Here is an 18,333-nt window from a genome sequence, read left to right on the forward strand (position 1 = left end):
AAGTGACTGTCCAAGCTTGAATCTGTCCAATAATGACAGAAAATCATTGCAGATAGAAGATTTTTCACTCAAAAAGTTGGATAATTCAGAAAAATGACTTAATTTTGCATTCATAACAGATTGTTGATTTTTTGTTTAATATCTTGTTTTTGACCCTTACAAAGATACAACAAATAATTGACAATCTGTTATTTATCCTCAGATTTTTTTCAATATTTTCAAAGAACGAGAAGTCTGTTCCCAATAAATGGGATAAAGGCTTAGTAGCAATTTCAACCACTTCTTTTAGGTGTGGGAAACTTTAATACCCTATTCAGTTGACAACTGATTGCCCTATTCAGTTAGCAACTGATTGCCCTATTCAGTTGACAACTGATTGCCCTATTCAGTTGACAACTGATTGCCCTATTCAGTTGACAACTGATTGCCCTATTCAGTTGACAACTGATTGCCCTATTCAGTTGACAACTGATTGCCCTATTCAGTTGACAAGTGATTGCCCTATTCTGTTAGCAACTGATTACCCTATTCAGTTAGCAACTGATTACCTGACTTATACTGGAACATGTGCTCTTCAACTAAATTGCAGAAGAAGCTTACAAGTTAACTTATTAACGGTTAACTGGTAACTTTCCCCGTTCCCCCTCTCTCACGACTAAAATATTGCTACCACGCGTGGAATTTATTTTTTCCTCACGTGGTAGCAAAACGCCACCCTGCCGCCATCCCTTCCTCTTATGGCCTTTGAGAGTGGAAGCAGTGTGTGGGTGAGAAAATTCGAATGTTAACAACCGTGAAATAGTTAACTTGTTACCGGTTAACTGGTAACATCTTATACAACAATTCGTTGACTAATAGATACAAAAAAAGGGGGTCGTAAATGACCCCCAAGTGATTCCGTAGGGATTCGAACCCTAGACCCACGCCTTAGAAGGGCGTTGCTCTAATCCAACTGAGCTACGGAACCCCTTTAAATATTTGCGGGTGCAAAGGTAGTAAAAAATGGCGAGATATGCAAATTATTTCGCCATTTTTTTACCATTTGTTGATATTTTATCCTTTAAGAGACGCTATTGTCTCCTTTAAGGCAGCAATTTTCTCGAGAGAGTCGCTCTCTTTCTTGCGTTCAAGGGCAACGACAGCCTCGGGAGCATGAGCTACAAACTTCTCGTTGGAGAGCTTCTTGCGCACGCCGGCGAGGAAGCCTTCAAGATGCTTCAGCTGAGCCTTGGCCTTCTCTATCTCTGCGGCTACATCAATCTTGTCGCCAAGAGGAACGGCATACTCTGTGGTACCTACCATGAAGGCGGCTGCTGTGGAGTCTTTCTCACTCACCACATTGATGGCAGAGAGATTTGCCATCTTGGTGATGACACTGTCGTAGGCAGAGAGCACTTCGCTACCTACCACCTGAAGCGAAAGGGCCTCACGTGGAGAGATGTTCTTCTGGTTGCGAACGGTGCGCACACCGCCAACTACCTGCTTCAGCAACTCGATGTCGGCACAGAGACGAATGTCAGACTCTGCGGGAACTGCCACTGTGAGCTTGTCGCGCATGATGGACTCGCCTGGCTGACGGTCGTAGATGTTCTGCCACAACTCCTCGGTGATGAACGGCATGAACGGATGGAGCATCTTCAACAGCACCTCGAAGAAACGGAGAGTGGCATCGTAGGTGGCCTGGTCGAGAGGCTTCTGATATTCTGGCTTCACCATTTCGAGATACCAGCTTGAGAACTCGTCCCAGAACAGGCGATAGACAGCCATGAGTGCCTCGGAGATGCGGTACTTCTTGAACAGGTCGTCGATCTCGGCATTGGTCTCCTTGAGCTTTGCCTCAAACCACTCAACGGCAATCTTGTTTGCCTCGGGCTGAGGAGCGTCGGTAGTGGCCCACCCCTTTACGAGACGGAAGGCGTTCCAAATCTTGTTGTTGAAGTTTCGTCCCTGCTCGCACAAGCTCTCGTCGAAGAGGATGTCGTTGCCGGCTGGAGCTGAGAGCATCATACCCATACGCACGCCGTCGGCACCAAACTTCTCAATGAGCTCGATAGGGTCAGGAGAGTTGCCGAGCGACTTAGACATCTTTCGTCCTAACTTGTCGCGGACGATACCAGTGAAATACACGTTCTTGAACGGGAACTTGCCCATATACTCCTCGCCTGCCATGATCATACGAGCCACCCAGAAGAAGATTATGTCGGGCCCGGTGACAAGATCGCTGGTGGGATAATAATAGTTAATCTCCTCGTTGCCGGGATTGTTGATGCCATCGAAGAGAGAGATAGGCCAGAGCCAAGAAGAGAACCATGTGTCGAGGGCGTCCTCATCCTGACGGAGGTCGGAGAGCTGGAGTGCAGCATTGCCGCTCTTCTCACGGGCCAACTCGAGAGCCTTCTCGGCAGTCTCGGCAACAACATACTCGTCGTTGTCGCCATAGAAATATGCTGGGATGCGGTGTCCCCACCACAGCTGACGCGAGATACACCAGTCTTGAATGTTCTCAAGCCAGTTCTTGTATGTGGTCTTGTATTTTGCGGGATAGAAGTTCATCTCACCCTCCATGACTGGAGGCAGGGCTATATCGGCAAAGTGCTGCATCTTAAGGAACCACTGGAGCGAGAGACGCGGTTCGATGGCCGTATCGGCATTACGCTCAGAATATCCCACCTTATTATTATAATCCTCCACACGCTCCATGAGTCCTGCCTCCTGGAGGTCGATGGCTATCTGTCGGCGGCAGTCGAAGCGGTCCATTCCCACATATAGTGGCGACTGCTTAGAGATGGTTGCGTCGGGATTGAAGATGTCGATAGTCTCGAGGTTGTGGGTCTTGCCAAGCATATAGTCGTTGGTGTCGTGAGCAGGAGTGACTTTCAGACATCCTGTACCGAACTCGATATCCACATAACGGTCCTCGATGACCGGGATGACACGTCCCACGAGAGGCACAATGACCTTCTTGCCCTTGAGCCACTGGTTCTTTGGATCCTTGGGATTGATACACATGGCGGTGTCGCCCATGATGGTCTCAGGTCGTGTGGTAGCCACCACGGCGTAGTATCCGCGCTCGTCCTTATGCACCACTTCGCCCTCCTTAGGTTCAATTATCTCGCCCTGGAACTCAGGAGAGAGGTAATACTTGAGGTTGTAGAGTTTCGACTGCTCGTCTTTATATACTACCTCTTCGTTGCTGAGGGCAGTCTGTGCCTTCGGATCCCAGTTCACCATGCGCAGTCCGCGGTAGATATATCCCTTGTTGTAGAGATCGACAAAAACCTTGATGACACTCTCCGAACGCTTCTCGTCCATGGTGAATGCCGTGCGGTCCCAGTCGCACGATGCACCAAGACGGCGCAGCTGCTTGAGGATGATGCCGCCATGCTCGTGAGTCCAGTCCCAAGCGTGCTTGAGGAACTCGTCGCGCGAGAGGTCGTGTTTCTTTATTCCCTTTTCGGCAAGACGTTTCACCACCTTAGCCTCGGTGGCTATGGAAGCATGGTCGGTGCCAGGCACCCAGCATGCGTTTTTACCCTCCATGCGTGCTCTGCGCACGAGGATGTCCTGAATAGTGTTGTTAAGCATGTGTCCCATGTGCAGCACACCTGTGACATTTGGCGGCGGAATGACGATAGTGTATGGTTCGCGTCCGTCGGGCTTGCTGCTGAAGAGCTTGTTGTCAAGCCAATACTGATACCATTTCGACTCCACCGATTGTGGGTCATATTTGCTCTGAATTTCCATTTATATATAGCTTATTTAATAATTCGTTTTAAAAAACGTGGCAAAATTACTAAATTTCCGCGGAAAATTATTATATTTGCACGGAAATTTTAATATTATGCACACAAGAGAAGAAAAAATGGCGGCTTTTGGCCGTTTATTGGACGTTTTAGACAATCTTAGAGAGAAATGTCCGTGGGACAAGAAGCAGACTAACGAGAGTCTTCGTCCCAACACCATTGAGGAGACCTTTGAACTTGCCGATGCCCTGATGAAGGCCGACCAGCCCAATATATGTAAGGAACTTGGCGACGTACTGTTGCATGTGTGTTTCTATGCGAGGATAGGCAGCGAGAAGGGGGAGTTTGACATTGCCGACGTGTGCGACAAGCTCACCGACAAGCTCATCTTCCGTCATCCACACATCTACCACCCCTCGCAGGTGGGAGCTCCTGAGCCCCGCCCATTGCCATACCAGCCCGAGGGCAGCAGCGACAGCGACATGCAGGGTGCCACCACGGCGCAGCAGGTGATAGAAAACTGGGAACAGATAAAGCTGAAGGAGAAGGACGGCAACAAGAGCGTCCTCGCCGGAGTGCCTGACGCCCTACCCTCGCTGATAAAAGCATACCGCATACAGGACAAGGCACGCAATGTGGGCTTCGACTGGGAGGATGCCGGCGACGTGTGGGACAAGGTGAGGGAAGAACTCGGCGAACTGGAGGTGGAACTGGAGAAAGGCGATAAGGAGAATGCCCTTCGCGAGTTTGGCGACTTCCTCTTCAGTGTGATCAACGCCGGCAGACTCTATCATCTCAACCCCGACACTGCCCTTGAACTCTCGAACAGGAAGTTTATAAGCCGCTTCAACTATATCGAGGAGCACAGCATAAAAATGGGGAAGCCGCTGAAAGACATGACTCTCGGCGAAATGGACCAGCTGTGGAATGAAGCAAAGAGCAAAGAGAAAGAAGAAGAAATCAGAAACCAATAAAATAATGAACATTATGAAAAGAATACTTAATTTTGCTGTCGTGGCCGTAATGGCAGGCATGATGACACAGTGTGGCAACAACAACAAGACCAACACCGCACCCGCTGACGAGGGCGACACCATCGCAGTGGAGCAGAATACACTTGCCATGGTATATGGCATCTGCGGTGACGGATCGGCAATGAACACACTCGAGCTATACACCGACACCGGCGACACCCTGAACATCGCTCTCGAGAAGGCAAAAGAAGACAACAAGGTGTTTGGAGGATATAGCGTGGGCGACCGCATGGCCGTTTATCTCGACAAGAAGACCATGAACCCAGAAGTGGTGATAAACGAATCGACACTGATGGGCAACTGGCTCATGCCCAACCCTATAGACGGCAGTTCGATACTCGGCATCTCGATAAAAGACGGCGGTATAGCAGAGAGCATCAACCAGCCCGTGATAATCTTCAAGACATGGAGAATAATCGACGGCAAGCTGGAGATAACACTCGTGCGTGAAGGAGGCGGCGACGAACAGGAGACCAACACCTACACCCTGGACAAGCTCGACGCCGACTCGCTCATCTTCTTCGGACCCGAAGACCGATTCGAATACGGGAGGAAAAAATAAAATTTTGACATGACTCCTTTCAAGGTATATATCTTAGGATGCGGCAGTGCGCTACCCACACTGCGGCACAACCCCTCGTCGCAGATTGTGGAGATACGCGACAAGCAGTTTATGATTGACTGCGGCGAGGGCACGCAGGCACAGCTACGACGCTCGAAGATTAGATTCACGAAGATAGGACACGTGTTTATCTCACACCTTCACGGCGACCATTGCTTCGGACTGATTGGCATGATCTCCACCTTCGGCATGTTAGGACGCACCGCCCCACTCCACATCTATGCACATGCCGACCTAAAGCCATTGCTACAGAGTCAGATAGACTACTTCTGCCAGGGATTAGAGTATGAGGTGGTGATGCATGCCATCGACCCTACACGCCACGAGGTGATATACGAAGACCGCAGTCTCACCGTGACCACCGTACCCCTTGAGCACCGTGTACCCTGCTGCGGCTTTATCTTTGCCGAGAAACAGTCGCTGCCGCATATAAGGCGCGACATGATAGACATGTATGGCATTCCAGTGAGTCAGATAAACAACATTAAGAACGGCATGGACTGGACATCGCCCGACGGAGAGGTGATACCAGCCAGCCGACTGACCGAAGCAGCCGAACCGCCACGGTCGTACGCCTACCTCAGCGACACCACGTTCAAGCCCGACATAGTGCCAATGGTGGAAGGAACCGACACGATATATCACGAGTCAACGTATGCCGACAGCGAACGGGCCAGGGCACGCAAACACTTCCACAGCACCGCCTCAGAAGCAGCTACCATAGCCAAGGAAGCAAAGGCAAAACAGCTCGTATTAGGCCACTACTCGGCACGATACGACAACGAGACACAGATGCTGAAAGAAGCAAAAGAAGTGTTCTCAAACACGATTCTTGCAAATGAGGGGATGGTGATAGAGATATTTAATTAAAATATGTAAAATATTGCATTTTTACTGACGAAATATTTTGTTATAAACAAAAAAATCCCTATCTTTGCAGAAACAATATACAATAAAAGAAAGAAATGAACAGAAAACTATATACCATTTTATTGGCAGCTGCCGCCACCTTTGCCGTTCCTGTTGTAGCAGACGCTATGACAGCAGAAGCACACGTAGCGTCGAACATTGACGAACGCGAGGTGAAGATTACTGTCGTTCACAACGCCGCCACCATTGAGGGAGCAGCGGGAAAGACTCTCGAAGTGACCTCGCTGACAGGACGCCCGGTGATGAAGGTAAGGGTGGATAACGACGTGCAGCGTGTAGAGCTCAACTTGCCTAAGGGCTGCTACATCCTTAAGGTCGATAAAGTCGTTAGAAAAGTATCTGTCTCTTAATGAGAACACGACCAAGGTATATAAGGCATTTTATTATAGCCATGCTCCACGGCATGGCTTTCTCTGTTTTAGTACCTTATGCTCTCTCGTCATGTAAAGACAATAGCACAAACCCATATAAGGACATATCACTTGAGGCATTTTCAAACTTCAGAGACAGCCGCTATACGCTCGACATAGAGAAGGTAGCGCAGCTGACAAGCCAAATGGCTCGCGCCGACCACGACACGACACAGACCGACCGCACCACACGTAGGCTCTACCGCGACACGTTCCGTCCAGTATGGATAGACCGCTATGGCATTGACAGCCGTATAGACACGCTGCTCAGCTACCTGAAGACGGTGGAAGAAATAGGATTCACTACCGATGCCTTCTTTGTAAATACCATAGAGACCGACGCCACACGGATGAAAAGCCTCGACTTCGCAGACAAAGGCAACGACATAAACCACACTGCCGCAAGACTGGAATATCTCGCCACAAAAGCCTTGCTGAGATACGCCACGGGACAACGTTACGGATATACCAATCCCTTTCACTACCTTAACCGCCTCGACCCGGCACACGACGACAGTACAAAACGGGTGACCGAATACCGTCACCTCTTCGACATACCCATAGAACGACCCGACGACGCCTTCTACGCCAACGCCTTGGCACTGAGAGACGGCGAGAGCCTCGGACGCTTTCTGCGCTTGGTACAACCACATGATGCCACACTCGAAGAACTGCAGAGACAGTTAGGCGAAACGACATCAGAACACCGCAGATGGCTGTTGCTCAGTAATATGGAGCGCCACCGGTGGCGCACGAAGAAGGCAGAAGACACCAACGGCAAGAAGGTGGTGGTGAACATACCTGCCTTCATGCTCTACGCCTACTCGGCCGACTCGGTGATGACGATGAAGATAGGATGCGGATCGAAAAAGACCAAGACACCGCTGCTCACAAGCGAGATAAGCCGTATGGACCTCAACCCTCTGTGGAACATACCGATGAGCATCATAAAGAAAGACGTGGCTCCACATGCCGGAGACCCAAGGTACTTCAACGCTCGACGATACTTCATTGTGGAACGCGAGACTGGCAAACGCCTCGACCCAAGCATCGTGACGGCACAGATGCTGCGCAGCGGAGCTTACAGAGTGTCGCAGGAAGGCGGCGAGGGCAACTCATTGGGACGTATCATCTTCCGCTTCGACAATAAGTTCTCGGTATATCTGCACGACACGTCGAGCCGACGATTCTTCAACCAGACGGTGAGAAGCGTGTCGCACGGATGCGTAAGAGTGGAGCGGCCATTCGACCTGGCTTGTTTCTTGCTCGGCGACGATGCCGACGAATGGACACTCGACCGCATAAGGATATCGATGGACCTCGAACCACAAACTAATAAAGGGAAGGCATACGTGCGCGACACCACAAGGACACGAAAGCTGATAAACTCAAAGACGATCAACCCCAAGGTGCCAGTATTTATAGTATATCAGACACTGGACAAAAACGCCGACGGCAGATGGAAGGAATATGCCGACATATACGGCTTCGACGCAGTGATGAGAAGAGAACTGAGACCATTTACTAAAAGATAAACCCAACAAAAGATTCAAATGACTGAGATATACGACGAGAAACAACTATGCACACGCCTCGCAGCACCCGAGACAAGGAGAGAGGCGTTTGGACAGATGGTGAACCTATACAGCGAACAACTGTATTGGCAGATACGTCGTATAGTGCTGGTACACGACGATGCCGACGACCTTCTGCAGGAAGTGTTCCTGAAAGCATGGAACAGTCTCGACACCTTCCGCTCAGACTCAAAACTGTCAACATGGCTGCACCGCATAGCCATAAACATCAGCATCGACTTCGTGAGACATAAAAAAGCAATAGACATGGTCAATGCTGACGCAGTGAACAACGGACTCTCGATAGCCGACCGACTGACGGCAGACGAATACTTCGACGGCAACGAGATACAGGCTGCACTGCAAGAGGCAATAGCACAACTGCCCGAAAAACAACGGGCGATATTCAACATGAGATATTTCGACGAGATGAAATACTCAGACATCAGCGACATACTCGGCACGTCGGTAGGAGCACTGAAAGCCTCGTACCATATAGCCGTAAAGAAAATATCAGAATATTTTCACTCTTTAGATTAAACCTTTTCAATATACATTCGTCAAATACCTAAAAATAACAATTATGAACAATAAAGAAGACATAATAAGCAGGAAAGCAGGAAGGGAAAATCATTTCCGAGTGCCTGAAGGATACTTCGAGAACTTCACCGAAAGGATGATGGCACAACTGCCCAACAGCCAGGCTGACAGCAATGCCGAAGACATGACGACGACATTGACACACAGCGCGGCAAGAAAAACCACCACCGTGAGAAAACTCTGGAAAAGGGTGGCAGCCGTGGCAGCATGCGTAGCTGTAATTGGCATTGGCACCACCGCCTATCTTGCACAGCAAGACAACAAACCGGCTGCCGACGAGATGGCGAACACCACTACAACGGAGGAGCAGTATTACGACGACTATGTTGACGAGGTGGCTGACTTTGCCATGCTCGACAATACAGACATCATAGCCTGCATGAGCGAAGAGTGAAACCCGATCCCAGACAAACCAAGAAACGTGTATATATATAATAAGGTGTAAATATGAAACGACTGATAATCTCAATAATGCTGGTCTCCGTAATGATTGGAGCAATGGCACAACAACACGATCGTGGCGGGCAACAGCGTCCGCCCCTCTCGATAGAAAAATACACAAAGGATCTGAAAGAGTTTATCTCTAACGAGGCAAGGCTGACAAAGAAAGAAGAGGCCGAGTTCTTCCCCGTGTATCTCGAGATGAAGAAAAAGCAACGCAAGGCTTTCGAAGCGATGAAGGGCACTCACCGTACTCCAATGAACAACGAGAAAGCCTGCGCCAATGCCATCAGGATGAAAGACAAGATGGACATTGAGCAAAAGAAGATAGAGCAACAGTATCACGAGAAATTTCTGAAGATACTGCCAGCTACAAAGGTGTTTAAGGTGATCATGGCGGAAGACAAGTTCCATCGACAGATGCTCAGGAAGTGGAGCAGGAACGGTAACGATGGCGACAAACGACACATGCCAAGATGAAATACGCCACAACCTGAATACACAAAGCCCTGTATTCTACAAGCACATCAGACAATGAGGCTCCCATGGTGTTGAGCCTTACATACGCCCTTATGCCGAAGGTGGACGGGAATATCCAAGAGATACATTCCCACACCTTCGGTATATTGCTTTGTGGCCACGACACTCCTGACACAAACAGAAGTGGTACCGACATGAACACCACAAGCAGTATCACATTCTCGCGGTAGCGGACTATGCTCGACACTGTGATGCCGAAGAAGATGGCGGCAAGGATATAAGGAAGCATGAGCCATGCCAACGACCATGGATTGGGCAACGACGTGAAGCTGAAAAGCATGGGGACAATAAGAGTGAGATAGGCCGCCACGACTGCGTAGATCATGAAATAGCACAACGACTTGCCCAACACTATGCGGCAGCTGCCTTCATAAGCACGACCAGAAGGCAACACGGCCCTACCCTCGCGACGAGTGCCTGCAGACAAGCCGATGCCAAGGACAAGGGTCTGCTGGATGATGAGCATCAGCACAGCGGGAAGGATGAACGAGCCGTAGCCTGACGTGGGATTAAACAGGGTGACCTCGTCGAACGATAACGGACTGGTGGTGATCTCGTCCTGACGAGCTGTGGTATTGCCAGAGAGACGTATCTGTATGTCGGCATTCATAGACGAGGTGACTGCAGTGGCGGTCTGGAATATGGCTTTGTAGGTGAGCATGAGACTCATGTCGCAATAGACGGCTACGGCAGTCTGCTCGCCACGGTTGACCCGCAAGCCGAAGTCAGAGGGAATGACATAGATACCATTGGCATCGCCAAGGGCAATAATGCGGCGTGCCTCGTCGATACTGCCAGCACGGTAGGCCACACACACGTCGGGCGAGGCGTCTGCCATGCGCACAAACTGGCGACTCTCGACACTGTTTGACTGATCGACCACTACGACAGGCACCTCACGCACCGTCTCGTTGTTGTAGATCCAAGAATAGAGCAACGGATAAGCCAAGGGTACGAGAACGAAGAAGATGAGCACGCCCTCGTCGCGTAAGACGCTCTTCATCTCGTCGCGCCATACGGCACATATATCGTTAAGACCTTTTATGATATTGTCGATAATCCTCATAGTGACCAAGTGCTGTAGTTAGGGTAAATATACATAGTGTTTCATGGCATGGTGCAGACGCGGAAGTATAAGCAGCGGCAAAGCTGCAAAAACGACCAACGAGGCAATGTGCCACCATGCGTCAGACAGGGGATAGTCGTTGAAGATGGATGTCTGGTAGATGACAAAATAATGACGCAAGGGGAAGAGCCACGATAATGCCTGCAGGGAAGGGTCCATAGCAGGGACGGGAAATGCTGTGCCTACCATTGAAAAGCTGAGCACTCCCCACAATGAACATATACTCATTGACATGCGCAGCGACGGTATGAGACCGAAGACAAACAGTCCGAAGCCTTCTGCCGACAGCACCATAAGAAGGCCTGTGAGCAACAACACTGCCACCCCACCCTCGCACGGGAAATGCAGTACGCCATAGACATAAGCCATATATCCATACACAACGGCAAGGCTGATGAGTGTCTGCGGAAGAAGTTTTCCCGTCACTGCTGCAAAGATATTGTTATCGGCTGTAGCCAGATACTGACGCGACGTTCCAAACTTCAGTTCGGTGCCGAAGGAATAGGCGGTGAAGATGAAGATAAAGAGCATGATGACACCAGGAGCCAACATCGTAGAGAGATAGACATTATAGTTGGTGTAGGGATTGGAGACCTGGTGTAGATCTACCTGGATGGGCAGGAGGAAAGCCATGGTCTGACCGTCGGTGGCTCCCTTGGCGCGCAGCGTGGCCTGTCCGACGGCAGCCGAGCCAAGGGTAGAGATGGTCTTGAGGTCGCGGAAGACAAGAGAACCGGCCGTGAGCGACGTCATAGTATAATAGAACGAGATCTTTGGCTGACGACTGGCCAGAAGGGCGTCGGCAGTGCCGGAAGGTATATAGAGGAAACCATATATCTCACCCTTCTGCATAGCCTTTCGTGCCGACTCTACGCTCTCGTAATGAGCCACCACACGACTGGTCTGGAAGGCATCGAGGCGACGGGTCAGACTACGCGACGTGGTTGAACGGTCGAGATCAACCACACCGACAGGCATATTCTCTGGCTGTCCCTCGCCCATGAGAGAGGTGAAAAACAACGTCACCAAAACAGGGAAGAGAACAAGCGAGACCACATACATGGCATTGTGTGAGAATAGTCGCGCCTCACGTGTTGCCGTGGCATAGACAGCCACCAGCCATCTTCGAAGACTTTTCATAATCTTATCTGATGACGAGCGACATGCCTGGACGAAGACCCTCAAACTTTGTGACCGGACGCGCCTTCACCTCGAAGGTCTTAAGGTCGTACTGGCCGTTAGCCTTCGTAGCTTTCCAAACGGCATAGCTGCCTTGGTCTTTCATATAATACACTTTCATGTCGATCTCTTTGTTGAAGGCGGGGACGAAGGCCTTTATAGTCTTTCCGATAGAGATATCCTTGAGTTGGTCTTCACGCACGTTGAATGTACCCCACACATCGTTCATGAGTGAGATGCTCATGATGGGAGCTCCGGTGCCGACGAGCTCGCCTACACGAGGATAGACCTCGCTCACCTCGCCTTCCATCTGCGCCACCTGGACAGTCTCGTTGATATACGAACTGACCTCAGCGACAGCACCCTTGGCCCTCTCAACCTGTGCGGCAGCGGCTATCCTCTCCTCACGGCGAGCACCGTTGCGAGCCATGTCGTACTGACTCTGAGCCGCCTTGACCTGAGCCTCCATGGCCTTATAGTTGGCAAAAGCCTCGTCGCGCTTCTGCTCACTCATCACGCCCTCGTCGAAGAGACGTTGTACGCGATGGTAAGACTTCTCTGCAATCTCGAATCCAGCCTTTGCCTGCTGGAGCAGTTCGTAAGCGCCGCGCACCTGTTCCTGACGAGCGCCGTTGCGGGCCATCTCGCTCATGGCGGCAGCGGCATCCTCAGCACCCATGGCTTGCGACATCTTCGCCCTCACCTCTGGAGCGTCGAGAATGGCGAGAGTGTCGCCAACCTTCACATAGTCGCCCTCCTTGACCCTCAGTTCGAGGATGCGTCCGGGCACCTTGCTCGACACTCTGTATTCAGTCACCTCTACCTGTCCCTGAATAGACTCGTCGGTCTTTCCAAGGACAAAGAATCCTATTACACCCACTACAGCCACCACAGCGGTAAAGCCGATGACGGCGAGTAATATGCTACTATGTTGTGATTTTTCTTGTGACATAATCGTTATTCGTGTAAAGTGCCAAGAGCCTTTGACAAAGCTACCTGACTAAGTTTGACATCTATTTCTGCATCTATCTTCTGCGACTGTGCCTGCAGCCATGCTGTCTGTGCCTCGATGACGGCAGTGGATTCCATCACGCCTTCGCGGAAGCCAATATTTGCACAGCGTAGATTCTCTTCAGCCTTTGCAGTGTTAGACTGAGCCATGGAGAGGCGTTTATACGCCTCGTCAACACGGAACTGGCTCTGGTTGACCTGCAGTTCAACCTTCTCGCATGCCTCGTTATACTCGAGGGTGGCGATGGTAGTGGCATTTTTCGAAGCCCTTACCTTATATGCCACGTCGCCCCAGTTCCATACAGGCACGCTGACGATGACTCCTACATTCCACAGCCCGGCGAACTTCTTTTCAAAGCTGTTGGTGACATTTGGGTTGCTGACGGTATATCCGCCTGCAAGCGCCACCTTAGGCAGTTGTCCAGCCTTGAGAAGATTGGTGGTCTGTCGGCTGATATCTATAGAGTTCTGCAACACACGCAGTTCGGGACGAGCGTCGGCGTTGAGCTCGGCAGTCTGCTGGGGTGTGTTAGAATAAGTGACATTGCCCACATTGTCGTCAACATCAAAGACATACTTAGCAGGCAATCCGCATAGTTGGCATAGATACATCTTTGCCAACGACAAGCCATTATCGACCTGGGTGAGGGCCATCTCAGCCTCGTTGACCTTTACGCCGACCTTCAGTCCGTCGGCCTTGGTAGCCACTCCCTCGCGTATCATCTTCTTCACGTCGCTGTCGAGCTTCTTGACAAGAGAGAGGAAGCTCTCAGCCAGTGTCTTCTTATGTTTGAGCGAGACGACGGTCCAGTAAGCCTGGTCGATATTATAGAGTGTGAGTTGTTTTTGAGCTTCGGCAGAGTTGGCGGCCATGACTTCTCCAATGTCTGCCATCTTGTTCATGGCGATGATGGCTCCACCCATAAACAACGGTTGTGTGACTTTGGACAGTGGCAGCAAACATGTTGCGTGTGTCGGTATGGAGCGCATCGACAAGTCCCTGTCCAGTCATGTTGAGCATATTGGCAAGAGCACCTGCGGTCTCCTGCGGCAGCAGTTGCGAGAGTCCGGGAATGGTCTGACTGGCATGAGTCAAGGTGTTGGTACCGAGGTTGCCGAGATTGTCTTTCTGTTCGTCGCTGAGTAGCGAGAATTCCTTGCTCGTGTACATATATCCACCGATGGCGTTGACCTGTGGCAAGAGTTTAGTACGTGCAGACTTCTTCACGTTTTTTGCCATGTCGATCTTCACCCTTGCCACTCCCATCTGCTTATTGTTGCGAAGCGCCATTTGTCGGCAACTGTCGAGGCAGAGTATGTTTTGAGCCTCGGCAGCCGTAGATATGAAGCACGCCGCCAAAAGAGTTGGGACAAGACACTTTTTGGAAATCATGATTGTTGAGATAATGTATTTTTATTTAAAGCTAAACGTCCTTGAGCCTATCATATTGCCGTCGGCGAAGATGCTGACGGTATAGTTTCCTGCTTCAAGAAATTCAGAAACCTGACGGAAGGTAGAAAGGGTGAGAGCCTCGCCGGTGTATTCCACCTGTCGCTTCATAGTGCACTCGATGGAGCGGTTCTCGTATTGGAAAGAGCCTCCGCCAGAGAGGGTGTTGCCGTTAGGAGCAGTGATGCGGACATAGAAGGTACGCATGCCGTTTGATGCCGTAACATTCTTTGCAACAGTGAAATCAACCTGAATGCTCTTGCAGTCCTTTATCTTCTTAGCTACCTTGCCGTTCTTCTTTTTGAGGGTCATCGTTATGCCAGTAGCGTCGAGCTGTGCGGCGATAGCCACCTTCTGCGATAGCGAGGCACGCTCATTGCTTAGTCCCTCAATCTGCCGTGTTGCTTCAGCATACTGTCCTTTGACGCGTGTGTTTTCTGCGGTGAGGTTTTCGTTGAGACGGTTGAGCGAGTCAATCTCCAGCACATAGGTGCGTAGCACTGCACGAACGGTGGCGAGTTCTTTCTTCAGACGTGCTATCTCTCGAGCGTCAGAAGCCTTCACTTGTTTGAGTTCCTCAAGCAGTTCCTGCGTGCGCATCTGTTCTTGTGTGAGTTGTGCGATGATAGAGTCGTTGTTGATTTGTGTCTTCATCTCACTATACTGTCTTGCGAACTGCTCGTACTCGTTTTCCATTTCCTTTTTGTCGAGGTCAGCGAGTTCCTGCATTTCCTGGTTGGCTTTCTTTTGCTTGTCGAGGTTGAATGCAAGGTAAGCCACACCTGCCACGAGCAGTACAATGACCGCCACGAGTGGCAACACAATCTTTTTGTTCATTTTGTTTTTTCGTGTATTTTCGTATGTTATTATTGTTTTTTTTGTGAAATATTCCAATTTCGGTGCAAAGTTAATCAATTTTATTGGTTCTTCGAACGTTATGTCTTATTTTTTATCCTAATCATTATTAAAATTAAGAGTATTTCGGAAATATTGACCAAAATGTAAAGTATTTAAAAGGGCAAACAACATGGGAAGGATAGTGAACAGAGAGGGAATAAAAGAATAAAAAAAGTTAAATAAGGTGGTGTTTAGTCGTTTGTTTTTGGCCATTTGCCCATAAATATATAATTTTGCACCGAAATATAGTATTAATTGTATAATAAGGACATCGCCTATTGATAGAAATTCTACTTAACTATAAAAAATTAAGTGAATGAATAAAGACAGTGTTAAGACCGACGAACAGTTGGTCTTCGAATATGTCAACGGTAACAATTCGTCATTCGACGAGTTGCTGCAACGCTATAATACGAAGATTTTTTCGTATATCTTCTCTGTTGTTAACGACAGGAATCAGGCTGAGGATCTTCTGCAGGAGATCTTCTACAAGGTCATTGTCGGTCTTAAAGAAGGGAAATATACCAACTTAGGATGTTTCAAATATTGGATCATGAGGATAACACGCAACATTCTCATCGACTACTTCCGCAAGAACAGAATATTGTTTTCAGAACCCAACAAAGACAACGATCTCTGTATGTTATACGAAGAGAGTCTCACGGACAAAAGCCATGAGACTCAAATGATAGATGTTCAGTTGAGGGCTGACGCCGTCAAGCTGATGAACAGACTGCCGGAGAGACAGAGGGAAGTGGTGTATATGAAATTCTTCGAGGACAAGTCGTTCAAGGAGATTGCCGAACAGACGAAGGTCAGCATCAACACGTCGCTTGGCAGGATGCACTATGCCATCATCAACATGAGACGCATGGCAAAGAAATACGATATCCTCTCGATATAATCAGAAGAACACCAATTACCCCAACACTTACAGATTACGCAAGCTGCTTATGGTGGCAAGTGGGTCGGCGGCCTTAAACACATAACTGCCGCTGACAAGCACATCGACACCAACCTCGACAAGACGCGGCGCTGTGTCGGCTTGCACTCCCCCATCCACCTCGATAAGAGCTGACGAAGAACTGCTTTCGATGAGTTGACGGAGACGTTTCACCTTGGAAATAGTGTTCTCAATGAACTTCTGTCCTCCGAATCCCGGATTGACGCTCATGAGCAGTACCATATCGACATCGGCAATGATGTCTTCAAGCACAGACACTGGTGTGGCGGGATTGAGTGTAACACCTGCTTTCATGCCAGCATCATGTATTTCCTGAATGGTGCGGTGAAGGTGGGTACAAGTCTCGTAATGTACATTCATCATCATAGCTCCCAACTTAGCAGTCTGTTTGATATACTGCTCAGGATGAACGATCATGAAATGCACGTCGAGAGCTTTCTTGCACTTTGACGCAACAGCTTCGAGAACTGGGAATCCGAACGAGATGTTTGGCACAAAGACGCCGTCCATGACGTCGAGATGCAGCCACTCTGCCTCGCTGGCGTTAATCATTTCAATGTCGCGGTCGAGATGCAGGAAGTCGGCCGCCAATAACGATGGAGATACTATTGTCATTACTTTAATTTGGCTTGTTATTATACTGTTGAAATGTTATACATACGGGCTATTAGCCTTATGACCTCAAGCACTCTCTCGCTGGGATGAATTTCTTCTCGTGTAAAAACTTTCTTCATAGGCGTTTACTTATTTATTTGATTTATAAATGATGTTTTTTAGATAAACGCAGAAGACATGTGTTTTATTGTATCGAAGAAGAATTTTTTATACTAATTTACAGCTATCGAGTGTTTTCATGCCATTGAGGAAGTCGGAGGCGGCCATACGTTTCTTTCCTGCCATCTGCACTTCTACCAGTTCTACGGCTTTTCCATCGCCACAGACGGCGAGAAGGCGACGCCCATCGACGACGAGCGAACCAGCAGCAGAGGCAATATCCTTGTCGGTCTTTCGTGTGGCATACACCTTCAGTACGCTTTCTTTCCCCTCAGCAGTACGCAGCATGGTCCATGAGCCTGGATAAGGACTCAGTCCTCGGACAAAGTCATAGACTTTCTTTGCAGACTGATTGAAGTCGATACGGCAAGTGTCCTTGAATATCTTCGGTGCTGCCTTCAGTTGGTAGCCGGTGGCGATCATCTCTTCCTGTGGCATAGAGGCAGGATGTCCGTCTGCCTCGACAATGCGTTCGAGGGTCTTCAGGCATATCTCCGCTCCCAAGTGCATTAGTCCGTCATAGACATTCTCCACGTTATAGTCGTCGTGGATATCGAAGGGCAACTGCATGATAACACGACCGGTATCGATATCATGGTCGAGGAAGAAGGTGGTGACGCCAGTTTGTGTCTCGCCGTTGATGACCGCCCAGTTGATAGGAGCCGCCCCACGATACTGTGGGAGCAAGGCGGCATGGACATTAAAAGTGCCGTATTCAGGCATGGCCCACACCACTTCGGGCAGCATACGGAAGGCCACCACCACCTGAAGGTTGGCGTCAAAGGCTTTGAGCTGACTGACAAAAGACTCATCCTTCATCTTCTCAGGCTGAAGGACGGGCAGGCCGTGAGCTACGGCATACTGTTTTACTGCCGACGGCTGCAACACGCTGCCATGCCGTCCGACGGGCTTATCGGGTTGTGTCACCACGGCCACTACATTATAGTCGTTACTTACGAGAGCGTCGAGAGTCTCAACGGCAAACTCAGGTGTTCCCATGAACACGATACGTAGATCTTCTTTCTTCATTGCAAAATA

16 protein-coding genes, 1 tRNA gene and 1 pseudogene are annotated in these 18,333 nt (G+C 49.5%); 9 read left to right on the plus strand and 9 right to left on the minus strand.

Features of this window, described 5'->3' with window-relative positions; translation table 11 throughout:
• Nucleotides 1-892 precede the first annotated feature (892 nt).
• A tRNA-Arg gene (locus CIK99_RS11720) sits at nucleotides 893-967 on the minus strand.
• A gap of 86 nt (nucleotides 968-1,053) precedes the next feature.
• Nucleotides 1,054-3,744, minus strand: coding sequence for a valine--tRNA ligase (locus CIK99_RS11725; RefSeq protein WP_094381690.1), 2,691 nt, complete (start codon nucleotides 3,742-3,744; stop codon nucleotides 1,054-1,056).
• A gap of 97 nt (nucleotides 3,745-3,841) precedes the next feature.
• On the opposite strand from CIK99_RS11725, the gene mazG reads away from it, so the two are divergent.
• From mazG to CIK99_RS11765, 8 genes are all read left to right on the plus strand, one after another.
• On the plus strand, nucleotides 3,842-4,717 hold the full coding sequence (gene mazG / locus CIK99_RS11730; RefSeq protein ID WP_094381691.1) for a nucleoside triphosphate pyrophosphohydrolase: 876 nt from the start codon (nucleotides 3,842-3,844) through the stop codon (nucleotides 4,715-4,717).
• Between the two features lie 13 nt (nucleotides 4,718-4,730).
• Nucleotides 4,731-5,339 (plus strand): lipocalin family protein, encoded by a 609-nt coding sequence (locus CIK99_RS11735; RefSeq protein ID WP_158215980.1) that lies wholly within the window; start codon nucleotides 4,731-4,733, stop codon nucleotides 5,337-5,339.
• Nucleotides 5,340-5,348: 9 nt separating this feature from the next.
• A complete protein-coding gene (locus tag CIK99_RS11740; RefSeq protein WP_094381693.1) occupies nucleotides 5,349-6,269 on the plus strand; it encodes a ribonuclease Z in 921 nt (306 codons plus the stop codon).
• Nucleotides 6,270-6,364: 95 nt separating this feature from the next.
• Nucleotides 6,365-6,679 carry a T9SS type A sorting domain-containing protein gene (locus CIK99_RS11745; RefSeq protein ID WP_094381694.1) on the plus strand — a complete coding sequence of 105 codons (315 nt, stop codon included), beginning with the start codon at nucleotides 6,365-6,367 and terminating at the stop codon, nucleotides 6,677-6,679.
• Nucleotides 6,679-8,274 carry a L,D-transpeptidase family protein gene (locus CIK99_RS11750; RefSeq protein WP_094381695.1) on the plus strand — a complete coding sequence of 532 codons (1,596 nt, stop codon included), beginning with the start codon at nucleotides 6,679-6,681 and terminating at the stop codon, nucleotides 8,272-8,274. The genes CIK99_RS11745 and CIK99_RS11750 overlap by 1 nt, the downstream gene beginning before the upstream one ends.
• 18 nt (nucleotides 8,275-8,292) lie before the next feature.
• Complete coding sequence (locus CIK99_RS11755) at nucleotides 8,293-8,853, plus strand: RNA polymerase sigma factor (protein WP_094381696.1); 561 nt, start codon at nucleotides 8,293-8,295, stop codon at nucleotides 8,851-8,853.
• A 43-nt stretch (nucleotides 8,854-8,896) separates the two neighbouring features.
• Nucleotides 8,897-9,307, plus strand: coding sequence for a hypothetical protein (locus CIK99_RS11760; protein ID WP_094381697.1), 411 nt, complete (start codon nucleotides 8,897-8,899; stop codon nucleotides 9,305-9,307).
• A 53-nt stretch (nucleotides 9,308-9,360) separates the two neighbouring features.
• On the plus strand, nucleotides 9,361-9,834 hold the full coding sequence (locus tag CIK99_RS11765; RefSeq protein WP_254047797.1) for a hypothetical protein: 474 nt from the start codon (nucleotides 9,361-9,363) through the stop codon (nucleotides 9,832-9,834).
• On the opposite strand, the gene CIK99_RS11770 is transcribed toward CIK99_RS11765, so the two are convergent.
• The 5 genes and pseudogenes from CIK99_RS11770 to CIK99_RS11790 form a co-directional block, all read right to left on the minus strand.
• On the minus strand, nucleotides 9,779-10,960 hold the full coding sequence (locus CIK99_RS11770; RefSeq protein ID WP_094381698.1) for an ABC transporter permease: 1,182 nt from the start codon (nucleotides 10,958-10,960) through the stop codon (nucleotides 9,779-9,781). The two genes, CIK99_RS11765 and CIK99_RS11770, sit on opposite strands and share 56 nt — an antisense overlap.
• A gap of 18 nt (nucleotides 10,961-10,978) precedes the next feature.
• Nucleotides 10,979-12,160 carry an ABC transporter permease gene (locus CIK99_RS11775; protein ID WP_173805361.1) on the minus strand — a complete coding sequence of 394 codons (1,182 nt, stop codon included), beginning with the start codon at nucleotides 12,158-12,160 and terminating at the stop codon, nucleotides 10,979-10,981.
• A 4-nt stretch (nucleotides 12,161-12,164) separates the two neighbouring features.
• On the minus strand, nucleotides 12,165-13,151 hold the full coding sequence (locus CIK99_RS11780; protein ID WP_094381699.1) for an HlyD family secretion protein: 987 nt from the start codon (nucleotides 13,149-13,151) through the stop codon (nucleotides 12,165-12,167).
• Between the two features lie 5 nt (nucleotides 13,152-13,156).
• Nucleotides 13,157-14,603, minus strand: a pseudogene (locus CIK99_RS11785) (TolC family protein).
• 21 nt (nucleotides 14,604-14,624) lie between these two features.
• Nucleotides 14,625-15,497 (minus strand): hypothetical protein, encoded by an 873-nt coding sequence (locus CIK99_RS11790; RefSeq protein ID WP_094381726.1) that lies wholly within the window; start codon nucleotides 15,495-15,497, stop codon nucleotides 14,625-14,627.
• Nucleotides 15,498-15,873: 376 nt separating this feature from the next.
• Between CIK99_RS11790 and CIK99_RS11795 the strand changes: the two genes are divergently transcribed.
• A complete protein-coding gene (locus CIK99_RS11795) occupies nucleotides 15,874-16,461 on the plus strand; it encodes an RNA polymerase sigma factor (protein ID WP_094381700.1) in 588 nt (195 codons plus the stop codon).
• Nucleotides 16,462-16,488: 27 nt separating this feature from the next.
• On the opposite strand, the gene rpe is transcribed toward CIK99_RS11795, so the two are convergent.
• Both rpe and fmt read right to left on the minus strand, forming a co-directional pair.
• Nucleotides 16,489-17,136: a ribulose-phosphate 3-epimerase gene (gene rpe, locus CIK99_RS11800; RefSeq protein ID WP_094381701.1), complete on the minus strand. Its 648-nt coding sequence runs from the start codon at nucleotides 17,134-17,136 to the stop codon at nucleotides 16,489-16,491.
• A gap of 207 nt (nucleotides 17,137-17,343) precedes the next feature.
• Entirely contained in the window at nucleotides 17,344-18,324 is a 981-nt protein-coding gene (gene fmt, locus CIK99_RS11805; protein ID WP_094381702.1) for a methionyl-tRNA formyltransferase, read from the minus strand.
• Nucleotides 18,325-18,333: the final 9 nt, after the last annotated feature.

The sequence above is a fragment of the Prevotella sp. P5-92 genome (genome assembly GCF_002251245.1).
In the GTDB taxonomy this organism is placed as follows: domain Bacteria; phylum Bacteroidota; class Bacteroidia; order Bacteroidales; family Bacteroidaceae; genus Prevotella.